The sequence below is a fragment of the Sporosarcina sp. So3-204 genome (assembly GCF_058068165.1).
On sequence record NZ_CM176485.1, the window covers coordinates 3,695,288 to 3,707,727 of the forward strand.

Annotated in this window: 11 protein-coding genes and 1 other annotated feature; of the genes, 1 reads left to right on the top strand and 10 read right to left on the bottom strand. The window is 39.6% G+C overall.

All coding sequences use genetic code 11. The features are described from left to right. Window positions 1-19 precede the first annotated feature (19 nt). From AC3RV6_RS18300 to AC3RV6_RS18340, 9 genes are all read right to left on the bottom strand, one after another. The gene (locus AC3RV6_RS18300) at window positions 20-997 is read right to left on the bottom strand and encodes an ABC transporter ATP-binding protein (RefSeq protein WP_489747385.1); all 978 of its coding nucleotides are present in this window, start codon (window positions 995-997) and stop codon (window positions 20-22) included. After that, a complete protein-coding gene (locus AC3RV6_RS18305; protein WP_489749307.1) occupies window positions 994-2,019 on the bottom strand; it encodes an ABC transporter ATP-binding protein in 1,026 nt (341 codons plus the stop codon). Before AC3RV6_RS18305 ends, AC3RV6_RS18300 begins: the two co-directional genes overlap by 4 nt. Before the next feature lie 313 nt (window positions 2,020-2,332). Then, window positions 2,333-3,307, bottom strand: coding sequence for a DUF4003 family protein (locus tag AC3RV6_RS18310; RefSeq protein ID WP_489747386.1), 975 nt, complete (start codon window positions 3,305-3,307; stop codon window positions 2,333-2,335). Window positions 3,308-3,438: 131 nt separating this feature from the next. Further along, window positions 3,439-4,230: a tryptophan synthase subunit alpha gene (trpA, locus tag AC3RV6_RS18315; protein WP_489747387.1), complete on the bottom strand. Its 792-nt coding sequence runs from the start codon at window positions 4,228-4,230 to the stop codon at window positions 3,439-3,441. Further along, a complete protein-coding gene (trpB, locus tag AC3RV6_RS18320) occupies window positions 4,230-5,438 on the bottom strand; it encodes a tryptophan synthase subunit beta (protein ID WP_489747388.1) in 1,209 nt (402 codons plus the stop codon). Before trpB ends, trpA begins: the two co-directional genes overlap by 1 nt. A 2-nt stretch (window positions 5,439-5,440) precedes the next feature. After that, window positions 5,441-6,055, bottom strand: a complete 615-nt coding sequence (locus AC3RV6_RS18325) for a phosphoribosylanthranilate isomerase (RefSeq protein ID WP_489747389.1) — start codon at window positions 6,053-6,055, stop codon at window positions 5,441-5,443. Continuing rightward, entirely contained in the window at window positions 6,052-6,837 is a 786-nt protein-coding gene (gene trpC, locus AC3RV6_RS18330) for an indole-3-glycerol phosphate synthase TrpC (protein ID WP_489747390.1), read from the bottom strand. The genes AC3RV6_RS18325 and trpC overlap by 4 nt, the downstream gene beginning before the upstream one ends. Further along, on the bottom strand, window positions 6,834-7,871 hold the full coding sequence (gene trpD / locus AC3RV6_RS18335) for an anthranilate phosphoribosyltransferase (RefSeq protein ID WP_489749308.1): 1,038 nt from the start codon (window positions 7,869-7,871) through the stop codon (window positions 6,834-6,836). The genes trpC and trpD overlap by 4 nt, the downstream gene beginning before the upstream one ends. 31 nt (window positions 7,872-7,902) lie before the next feature. Further along, the gene (locus AC3RV6_RS18340; protein WP_489747391.1) at window positions 7,903-9,279 is read right to left on the bottom strand and encodes an anthranilate synthase component I family protein; all 1,377 of its coding nucleotides are present in this window, start codon (window positions 9,277-9,279) and stop codon (window positions 7,903-7,905) included. Between the two features lie 63 nt (window positions 9,280-9,342). Further along, window positions 9,343-9,567 (bottom strand) — a binding site (T-box leader). 549 nt (window positions 9,568-10,116) lie between these two features. Between AC3RV6_RS18340 and rluF the strand changes: the two genes are divergently transcribed. Continuing rightward, entirely contained in the window at window positions 10,117-10,821 is a 705-nt protein-coding gene (gene rluF / locus AC3RV6_RS18345; RefSeq protein WP_489747392.1) for a 23S rRNA pseudouridine(2604) synthase RluF, read from the top strand. A 73-nt stretch (window positions 10,822-10,894) separates the two neighbouring features. Here the strand turns inward: rluF and dacB are convergent, their stop codons facing one another. Next, window positions 10,895-12,400, bottom strand: a complete 1,506-nt coding sequence (gene dacB, locus AC3RV6_RS18350) for a D-alanyl-D-alanine carboxypeptidase/D-alanyl-D-alanine endopeptidase (protein WP_489747393.1) — start codon at window positions 12,398-12,400, stop codon at window positions 10,895-10,897. Window positions 12,401-12,440 lie beyond the last annotated feature (40 nt).

Genomic DNA, 12,440 nt, shown 5'->3' on the forward strand with positions numbered 1-12,440 from the left:
AAATATTTGTTAGTTAATGTTAATCATGTAAGACACAAGCTACGAAATGACCAGGTCTCACCTCCTTCAAAGGTGGTTTTTTCTGCGAACAAATATCTTGCGCGACCGGGCACCGCGTGTGGAACGGGCAACCAGTTGGCGGATTCGCAGGACTTGGCACATCTCCTTTTAGCACAATGCGTTCCTTTTTCAATGTTGGATTTGGTTCTGGAATCGCTGAAATTAGCGCTTGTGTATAAGGATGTAGCGGTTCTTTATAAAGATCTTTATTGGAAGCAATCTCAACCATGTTGCCTAAATACATCACACCAATCCGATCACTCATATGTTTTACAACGCTTAAATCATGCGCGATAAATAAATAAGTTAGGCCAAATTCTTTTTGAAGACTTCTCAACAAGTTTAATACTTGTGATTGCACAGATACGTCGAGTGCTGAAACAGGTTCATCTGCAACAATTAGTTTCGGATTAAGCGCAAGCGTACGGGCAATTCCAATACGTTGACGCTGACCACCAGAAAATTCATGTGCATATTTATAATAAGCTTCCTCGGGTAAACCAACTTTCAAAAGCAAAGCTTTAACGTAGGCTTTCAATTCTTCCTTATCACGTTTTTCATAGTTTAATATAGGTTCAGCTATAATATTTCCAACCATTTGAGTTGGATTCAACGAAGCATAAGGATCTTGAAATACCATTTGAAAATCTCGTCTTGCTTGTTGAAGTCGGGAGCCACTGATATTTGTAATATCTTCACCATCAAAAATGATTTTTCCATCTGTCGGTTTCATAAGTCGTAAGATTGTCCGACCAGCAGTTGATTTTCCACAACCTGACTCACCTACAAGACCCATTGTTTCTCCTCTTTTTATCGCAAAGGAGATATCATCAACAGCTTTAACATTTCCAACGACACGTTGGAAAAAACCACCATGGATTGGGTAATACGTTTTCAAGTTTTGCACTTCTAGTAAATTGTCATTCTTAGTTGTCATCGTGCAACCCTCTTTTCTCCAGCCGGCCAGCTGCTCTCGTATAATAGACAAGCAACTTCATGGCCCTCAACAACCTCACTGAGAAGAGGTGTAATTTGCATACATTCCGGCATTGCTTTGGGACAGCGATTGGCAAATCTGCAACCAACAGCTGGCATATTTTGAATGGATGGAACAAGCCCTTCAATCGTGGCCAGTTCTTCGACTTCCTCATCCATTTTTGGAATCGCTTTCAGTAATAATTGGGTATAAGGATGTGTTGGTGATTTAAACAATTCATTTACGCTAGCACGTTCCGCAACTTTTCCAGCATACATTACAATTACTTCATCACAAATCTCTGCAACAACGCCTAAATCGTGTGTGATTAAGATGATTGACATATCATTCATTTCTTGAATGCTTTTTAAAAGCTCTAATATTTGTGCTTGTACAGTTACATCTAGTGCAGTTGTTGGTTCATCCGCAATGAGCAACTTCGGTTGGCATGCAATTGCAATTGCAATCATCACTCGCTGCCTCATCCCACCGGACAATTGGTGTGGATATTCATGTACAACTTTATCAGGACGTGATATACCGACTTGATTTAGTAATTCAATTGATTTTAATCTAGCTTCTTTTTTTGTTATCTTTTGATGATTCAATAAAACTTCTGCTATTTGAGAACCTATTGTAAACACAGGGTTCAAAGATGTCATAGGTTCTTGGAAAATCATTGATATATCATTACCACGTATCGCGTTCATTTCTTTTTCATTATAATTTGCCAAATCTTGTCCTTCAAACTTTACTTGCCCACCACGAATTTCTCCAATACCTAATGGCAGTAATTGCATAATAGACAATGACATAACACTTTTCCCACAGCCGGACTCACCAACTATTCCGACAATTTGTTTACGTTTTACATCAAAGGATATACTTTCAACCGCATTGTAATATTCTCCCTCAATTTTAAATCCTGTTTGAAGATTGTTAACCTCTAGCAAAGGTGTATCTTTCTTTAAAGTTGAATTAATCACTATTTGAACACCCCGATATATAAATTTCCCCTCAGAAAAAGAGGCTTATATTAAACGTTGATACTTTTCAAACTAAATTAACACAAATAATAATTCTGATTATCAATCTATTTGCCTCAATATACTATACAAGTAGCAAGTTGACAACCTATTCTTCTAGAATAATAATTCATTAGAATTACTAAAAAACTTGATGACTTAGTGATACTGTGCATTCCTATGTTACTTTTTACCAAAAAAGTATTTATTTTAAAACAAAAAAAGATCCAGCTTTGTAAAGTGCGGAATCTTCCCTTAATTTCAATAATACTCATGTATTTGATGAATTTGATGCTTGAGAAGTAGCCATTGCAGCAATCGTAGCAGCCATAATTGCTTGTTGTGCTTGCAAGATTAATTCCACTGAAGTTGCAAGAATAACGCTCGCTTCCTCCATACTTTCTGTCAATTCATGCATCACATATCCGATTGCAAAGGATAACGCCATATCTCGTTTCCACTTAAACGGTTTTGATTCTTCGAATGCACGGCTAAGCTCAATAATATTCAGTAACTCTTTTTCACCAACTTCGAAGACAACGAGAAATCCAATCATCGGATAGTGAACAGGACGTACCTTAGTTTCTTTTTTAAAACGATAGAGTACTTCAACTGCTTTTTTTACAAGCTTCTCATCATAAGTCATATCCTCATAAGTCATAACCTGTGACAACCACTGAAGTTCATTGCCAGACCGAAATCCTTCAGCGCGGAGGGCATCATAATAATTTCGCATTGATAATGCATGTTCCACAGGGTCATTTCCTCTTTTCCCTAATAAAACGGCATAAGCATAATCATCATCTGATGTTAAGAAGAAGTGTTGCTTTTTCATTTCGTTATATAACTTTTTTGCTTGTTTTGCTTCATTGTCATACATATCCGGGTTATTGGTCATCAGAAAGGCCGCTAAATAAGAATGAATCGTATTGCGAAATCCGATAGATCTAAGGACGCTTTGCTTGGCGAATAAACGATCTATTTCCACATCGATTTCTGTTCGAGGATTATCTAAAAAAGCGCCCATCATCGGCAGAAGATTTCCGCGCAGTGGTGAAAACCACCCTGCTCTACTTTTTAACCCATCCATCGCTTTGCTTAAATTCTCTGCATCAAATTCACGTTCTGAAGTTATGTAGTAGGATGTAATTGTGAGTACAACATTCTTATCAACCGTCCATCCAGCCAACGACTTTACTTTTTCATAAGTCATTTCAACTTCGCGTCTAATCCCAATTGGATCCACATAACTCAACTCCTTATATACATAGGTACGATTGTCACGATGAAAAGTTTCAATAATTGTCAAATACTCACATCTAGTAGCAGAGTAAAGTTCCCTCTATTATAGAAGGAACTTAAAATCATACTATTTTTTTAACTTAATTGCTTACTAGTTTTTGAGGCAGTAATCAAAGCTTCTACGGTAGCGAAATCTCCGTTATGAAGTGCTGTTACAATTGTACTGCCAACAATAATACCATCAGCGAGGGCACCAATTTTTTCTACTTGTTCTGGTGTAGAAATACCGAACCCTGCAAGAACAGGAACAGGACTTACCGCTTTCAACTTCTCAAGATGTGAGCCAAGTTCATCATCAAACCCAGTTCTTCCACCTGTAATTCCATTTACTGTAACTGCATAAATGAAACCTTCACCGGCAGCCGTAATTTTCTCAATACGTTCCTGTGGACTCGTCAGTGAAACAAGTGGTATGAGTGCTATTTCACTATCAACAAGTGCCTCACGGAGCAAGTAGCTTTCTTCATAAGGCAAATCTGGAATAATTAAACCACTAATCCCAATTGCTACACAGTCTTTAACAAATTCATCTATGCCATACCGAATGATTGGATTCAAATACATCATGAAAACAATCGGTACTTTTATTTCATCTTTGAACAAAGCTACTTCTTGAATCACCTTACGCAAAGTTACACCTTCTGAAAGTGCGCGTTCACCCGCTTCTTGAATAACTGGGCCGTCTGCAACAGGATCAGAAAATGGGATGCCAAGTTCAATTGCGGTAACCCCTGCTTGTTGGAGAAATAAAACCGTTTTCTTCAATGTACCAATACCGCCGTCTCCCGCCATGATATAAGGGACAAAGGCTTTATCGCCAGTTTTATTACAATTCAGAATTGCATTTGTTAAATCGTGCTTTGTCATTAAAACCCACCTCCGAGCGCATCTTTTACAGTTTGTACATCTTTATCGCCACGTCCCGAAAGACAAATTACGACGATTTCTTCTTGAGCCATTCCTGCAGCAAGCTCGACAGCATACTTTATAGCATGTGAACTTTCGAGTGCTGGAATAATTCCTTCTGTTCTTGATAATAACTGAAGCGCTTCTAGTGCTCCTGTATCAGTCACTGACGTATAAGTAACGCGACCTGTATCGTGTAAATGACTATGTTCTGGGCCAATCGCAGGGTAATCAAGACCAGCTGAAATCGAATGTGCTTCCTTAATTAGTCCATCATCATCTTGCAATATATACATATATGCACCGTGTAAAACGCCTTCTTTGCCACCCGCAACTGCAGCTGAATGAAGACCAGTTTCTATACCACTTCCAGCTGCTTCAACACCGTACAACGCGACTTCTTTATCATCCAAAAATGGATGGAACATACCAATTGAATTACTTCCACCACCAACACAAGCGACAATAGCACTAGGTAGTTGTCCTTCTTTCTCCAAAAGCTGCGCCTTCGTCTCTACTCCAATGACACGTTGAAAATCACGTACAATTTGAGGAAATGGATGTGGTCCTAAAGCAGATCCCAAAATATAATGCGTATCATTTACATTCGTCACCCAGTAACGCAGCGCTTCATTAACTGCGTCTTTCAAAGTGCCTGCACCTTTATCAACAGATACAACTTTTGCGCCTAATAATTCCATTCGGAAAACGTTTAATTCCTGTCTACGAATATCTTCTTTGCCCATGAAAATTGTACACTCAAGATCGAATAAGGCACAAACCGTCGCCGTTGCAACACCATGTTGACCTGCACCTGTTTCTGCGACAATTTTCTTTTTCCCCATGCGTACAGCAAGTAAAGCCTGACCAACTGTATTGTTAATTTTATGAGCACCTGTATGGTTCAAATCTTCGCGTTTCAAATAAATCTTTGCGCCGCCCGCTTTTTTCGTCAAACTTTCTGCAAAATAAAGTGGCGTTTCACGACCGACAAAGTCTTTTAAATAATAATTTACATCGTCAATAAAACTCGGATCATCCTTGGCAATATTATAAGCCTGTTCTAATTCACTAAGCGCAGTCATAAGCGTCTCTGGAACATATTGCCCACCAAATCTACCGAAACGACCTACTTTTTCAGAAGCATCTGCATTTATTTGATTTACCATTTTTATCTCTCCCCGTCTTTAACTGCACTTATGAATGTTTTGATTAAAAGGACATCTTTACGTCCTTCCATTTCTACCCCGCTCGATACATCTACCATATAAGGTTGCACACGTTGTATAGCCTCTTTAACATTTGCAGCATTCAAGCCACCTGCAAGTATTAATTTGTCCGCCTGAATCCCTGAATCTTTTAGCAATTTCCAATCAAATGGAACTCCGCTTCCACCTTTATAAACCGTCCCAGGTGCATCAAACAATGTATAATCCACACAGTATTGTAATGACTTTTCAACGTCTTCTTCATTATTAACCGCCAATGCTTTTATCGAAGGGAGTCCTACTTGATTAATAAACTCAGGACTTTCCTCACCGTGAAACTGAATAAAATCAAGCGAGACTTCATGAAAAACACGTGTCATTTCCTCAGCTGTTTCATTTACAAAAACACCTATTTTAAGTACATTTGACGGAATATCTTGAACAAGTTCTTTCGCTAATTCTACCGATATCCGACGACTGCTCGGCGCAAAAACAAAACCAATTGCATCCGCACCAGCTTCTACTGCCGCAATCACATGATCACGTTCTTTAAGACCACAAATCTTAACTTTTGTCATCGTACTTCTCGTAGTAAGGGAACTTTAAACGATTGGATTGCTTCAGCTACTGAACCGCTTCGCATAAGGGTTTCACCTACAAGAACAGCACTTGCGCCAACACTTGAAACACGAATTGCATCTTCATTTCCAACAATGCCACTTTCACTAATTAACACACGTTTTTCATCAAATGGGAACACCGCTGCAATTTCCTCAGTTCTCGCAAGATCTACTTCGAAAGTACGAAGGTCTCGGTTATTAACACCTATCAATTTCGCATCTATTTTAAGAGCGCGTTTCAATTCATCTGTATCATGAACTTCTACTAGTACTTCAAGGCCTAACGACAATGCATACTCATGTAATTCAGAGAGATCCTCATCATTCAATGCCGCCACAATAAGTAAAATAACTGACGCTCCAACACTTTTCGCTTTATTAATTTGCACCTTATGAATCATGAAATCTTTGCATAACAAAGGTGTAGGAACAGTCTTTGCAACAGCTTCTAAGTCTTCGAATGACCCTTTGAAAAACTTAGCATCAGTCAATACTGAAATACATGCTGCACCCGCATCACTATAGATTTTTGCCTGTCTTACAGGATCCGCACCTTCCGCAATAAGTCCTTTTGAAGGAGAAGCGCGTTTCATTTCCGCTATGACATTTAAGTGCGTGACTTTATACAATCTTTCAAATAAAGATGGACGCCCATGAACTACAGCAACTTCGATTTCTTCATTTAGCATACGCTCAACTTCAAGTCGTTTTTCACTTAATATTTTATCTAAAATCGTCATCTCGCCACTTCCTTTTGTCCAATCTTTTCGCTAAACTCGATAACGGCTTCTAACTTTTGTAAAGCACGACCTGACAAGATGCTGTCAACGCCCATTTTCACACCTTCTTGAATTGTGCCTGCTTGCCCGTTTGCAAATAAACCAATTCCGACATTGAAAACAACTGTATCAAATCGTGGTCCGCGCTCACCACCGAGAATTGAACGAATCGTTTCCGCATTCTCCTGTGCATTTCCACCGCAAATTTCTGACAACTCAGCATGCTGCAAACCAACATCATCCGCTGTTAAAGAAAATGGAATTAGATCACCTTTATCAAGTAACACAAATGCATTTTGTCCCGCAAGCGATGCCTCATCCATTCCACCCGCTCCTGACACGACAATCGCCCGTTCCCTACCAAGCATTTGGAGAACCGACGCATATTCCATAATGAAATCTGGTCGATTGATGCCTGTGAATTGTGTTTTTAAATTCAGTGGATTCGTTAATGGTCCAACAAGATTGAAAATAGTTGGCTTACCAATTTGTTGGCGCACTTGACCAATACGCTTCATTTTAGGGTGAACATTTGGTGCAAATAAAAACGCAATACTTTCTCGTCGTAATAACTCACCCATATCAGCTGGACTATAGTTTGAATGAATACCAAGCGCATCTAACACATCTTGACTACCTGCCGCACTCGATATTTTACGATTCCCGTGTTTCGCAATTGGCGCTCCTGCACCTGCCAATACAAAAGCCGATGTCGTACTAATGTTAAAGCTATTAACACCATCTCCGCCCGTTCCGCAGTTATCCATGTAATCGCCTTTAGGTATGTTCAAATTAATCGCAAACGACCTCATTACTGTTGCAAGTGCTGCAACTTCCTGCGCTGTTTCTCCTTTGAGAGATAACGCAACGAGAAATTCCTCAATTTCGCTAATCTCGGTTCCTTCATCAAATAAGTAATTAGCGACAATCGTCATTTCTCCATAAGTTAAATGCTTATTTTGTTGAACTAAGCTAATATAGTTTTTCAAGTACATGCTCATCTAATCTCTCCTCTATTAAGTCCGCTTAATTTTTGATCACTTCCAACAACGAACGTGCTTTATTAACAGTTTCCAAATACTCTTGTTCTGGCTCTGATGCTGCCACTATACCAGCTCCTGCCTGAACATAAGCTTTATCTTCTTTTACTAACATCGTACGAATCGTCAATGCAAAATCAATATTACCATTGAGCCCGATATAACCAATCGCACCGCCGTAAATACCGCGATGTCTATCTTCTAATTCATCTATAATATCCATTGCAACTGTTTTAGGTGATCCTGTTACAGTTCCTGCAGGTAAACAAGTCTTTAATGCATCGAGTGCATGTAAACCCTGTGCTAACGTTCCTTCTACTTCCGATACAAGGTGCATGACATGCTCATAGCGCACAGTCTCCAAATAATTTGAAACGTGAATTGTAGATGGATTACAGACTTGATGCATTTCTTCTTTACTTAATTCAACAAGCATATCGTGCTCAGCAAGTTCTTTAGGGTCTTTGCGTAGTTCTACTTCTAACGCTATATCTTCCTCCGCGTCTCTCCCACGTCTACGCGTTCCAGCGATTGGATTCGTCTTCACTTTATCACCCGTTACACTTACAAGACTTTCAGGAGAAGCACCGATTACCGTATGATCATCAAACTCCATATAGTACATATACGGCGATGGATTTTTCTTGCGTAATTTTCGATATACCACAAATGGATCGCCTTCAATATCAGCTTCCAATCTTCTAGACAACACAACTTGTTCAGTAAGTCCTTGGTCTATATAGGTCTTCACTTTTCGCACCCGATCTTCAAACTCTTGTTGCGATAAAGCACAGCGATATTCCGACAACATGACCCCGACTTCCTTGTCAATCGGGCCATTGACAATCATCTCTTCCAAAGCTTCTAGTTTCGGTCCACCATAGACAGGATTTATTTCAGTGTGCAATAAAGTCACGTCATGCAATTCGTGGTCATAAATAATAATGGTATCGTAAATATTGAAATACACATCAGGTATGTGCAGATCATCTTCTGAACGCATTTCACCATTTCGAGCTGCCCCGTATCCTACATAACCAACGGCACCACCCGTGAACGGAAAGTCAACATTCTCCGTAATGCGAGGCATCAATCTTTTAAGCAACTTATACAAATCACCTTCATGTGTATACGTTCGATTCGTAGTATAATCAAACTCTTCTATTTTCCCGTCCTGCCCACGATACGCCTTTACAGGATTCATACCGATAAATGAATATCGTCCTGATCCTTCATGTTGCGCTGAACTTTCTAGCAGGAACTTTTGCTTCCCTTGTAATCTCCTAAATATTAAAATAGGCGTTAACGAATCACCGTCTATTTTCTTCGTTGTTGTACGTAATCTTTTGTTCTTTACACTCATATCAACACCCCTTAGATTTTATAATATAAAAAATCCCCTACAAAAGGACATAGAAGCCCGATTGTAGAGGACGGATTTTTCCGCGTTGCCACCTCAAATTGAAGCATTGCTGCTCCCACTTTGCGCACCTAAATAAGGTACCTCCCGTAACGTGGGATCTTCGTCTTCCTGGATATCGTCCAAGGAAGCTCTCATAAGTCCATTCACACAATCCACGAATCAGCTCTCACCAGCCGCCGACTCTCTAAATCGCGAAACTGTGCTACTCTTCTTATTCAATAATTTCTCAGCTATGCTCTTCTCTGCTCATCTAATTCGTAGGCGACACCGCTATCAGTGCCTTCTGCCTGTCTTTAAAATCAATTCAGCTAAATTACAAGTCTAGCTAAATGGATTTAATAGTTAGATTAATCTTAATACAGAGTGATTTAGATGTCAATGAAAAACTTCATGCGAAACTATGCAACGCACAAGACTCCAATCCTTGCAACATTTACGCCGAACTATACAACATTAACGATTCCTTACAACGTTTTGCGAATTCTATACAACGTAAACTCCAAACATTGCAACATTTCTGCTAAACTATTCAACGTCAACGAATCCTCGCAACGTTTCTCGAATTCTATGCAACGTACACGCCAAACCTTGCAATGTTTCCGACAAACTATTCAACGTCAACGAATCCTCGCAACGTTTCTCGAATTCTATGCTACGTACACGCCAAACCTTGCAACGTTTCCACAACCTAAAGGGTATTAAAAAGTAAATATCACTTAAATCACGTATAATAACTTAAAAGCATTTCATAACTACCAAACAGATAGGATGACTACAATGAGGATTAACAAATACCTAAGCTCTGCTGGCATCGTTTCAAGACGTGGCGCAGATAAATGGATTGAAGACGGACGTATAACGATTAACGGTCAATTAGCTGAACTCGGCAGCAAAGTTGCTGAAGGCGACGACGTTCGCGCTGACGGGAAACCTGTGAAAGTCGAAGAACAACTCGTTTATATCGCACTTAATAAACCTGTGGGTATCACCAGCACGACAGAACAACATATAGAAGGAAACGTCGTCGACTTTGTGAATCATCCACTCCGTATTTTCCACATTGGCAGACTGGACAAGGATTCAGATGGGCTGCTACTTCTTACTAACGATGGTGATATCGTCAATGAAATATTACGGGAAGAACACGGGCACGAAAAAGAATATATCGTCACTGTTGATCAACCAATTACACAAGATTTTATTAACACAATGGAATCCGGGGTCGATATTTTAGGAGTCACAACAAAGCCATGTAAAATTAAAAAGATTGACCAACGAAAATTCAACATTACTTTAACGCAAGGATTGAATAGACAAATCCGCCGCATGTGTTCAGCACTAGGATACAATGTTAAATACCTACAGCGCACACGTATCTTGAACATCCATCTCGGTAAATTACCCAACGGCAAATGGCGCGACTTAACAACGGAAGAACTTGCTGAAATGTTCAAACTTATGAACTACAAACCGAAACGGTAATGCGTAAATGACCGCAAACTTAAAGAGCTAGTCCTACACGATGTAGGACTAGCTCTTTATAATTATCTAGCACTCACTCCATAGAGCTTACAATTGCAACTGCAATTTTATCAATTACTTCCGTTACCGAATCATCTACATGATTATTCACAATGACTGAAAATAGTAATGTCTCACCATTTGTTGCCTCAACATATCCTGCTAGTGAAATCACGCCATTTAATGTTCCCGTTTTCGCAAAGACTTTTCCTTCTGCTGGCGTTCCTTTCATACGATTGCGCAATGTCCCACCAATAAAACGGTCTTCATTCCCTGCTATAGGTAGCGATTTTTTAAATGCTGGAAACCATTGTTTATCCTGCGCAACATACAATAGATTTGTCACTTCATTCGCTGTCACTAAGGTTTTATGCGACATACCAGATCCATCGCGAAGCAATAGAGTATTCGGATTCATTCCGAAATCGGCAAGTGTACCATCCATTACGGCAAGACCTTTATCCCAACTACCCTCGCCACCTATCACTCGTCCCATCTCTTTCACTAGTATTTCCCCATGCCCGTTGTTGCTCAATTTCATAAATGGTGTTAACAGTTCTTCCAACGACATCGACTCTTTGGACGCTAAAACTGCTGAATCTTTTGGTAAAGCACGACGCTCTATTTTCGGCGTTGAAACAAATGTTATACCAACCTTATCCAACGACTTTTTGAATAAATGAAGGGCAAAGCTTGTTGGTTCCCAGACAGAAGCCCAAGCGCGGACTTTATTCGAATTAACCGGCAACGTTCCTGAAACAACAATCGTATTCGAGCCGTGCTTCCTTTCTACTGAAATCTTTTTCGGTCCGTCTTTCTCAACTGTTTTCGTTTCATTCACAATTTTTATATAGTCATTCGCCGGAATCACTCCAACATTTGCAGCTTCCTTTTTCCGCGATGAAGGTGACACTTCAACAATTATTGTTCCCGCATCGAAGTCATCATTTGGTGATATGGTCAATGCAGACACCTGTGCGCCAGTGTGATAAGGTTCATCCGACCAATTTAAATCCTGAGAAAGTCGTACATCGTCATACCAAGTATCGTCTGCATAGATATTTCCGTTTACTACACGAATACCCTTCTCTTTAAGCCGCACACTAAATGTTTCCAAATCTTGCTTCTTTAAAGTAGGGTCACCCTGTCCTCTTAAATAGAGATTACCGGTTAGCACACCATTTTCAATTACACCGTCTGTATGTAATTCTGTTTTTAATTTATGAGCCTGTCCAAGTGTCTCAAGTGCTGCTGTACCAGTTAGTAATTTCATAACAGAAGCAGGATGAACTCTTGTATCCCCATGATGCGAGTAAATAATTTTACCAGCTGCATTCCGAATACTTACTCCTGTCGTTGAACCAACCAGTCTTTCGTCCTCTAGCAGTTTATTTACTTTATTATCCAAAGAGTCTTGATCCATTGATGCAACTGCAATGACCTCTTCTTCAGACGGACTTTCCCCCATTAATAAAACAATGACAATTACGAATACTAGTACAACAAAACTCCATCTAAAAAGAATCTTTTTATTCAACATATATACTCACCTCCGAATCACTTCATCCCGTTTAGTATAT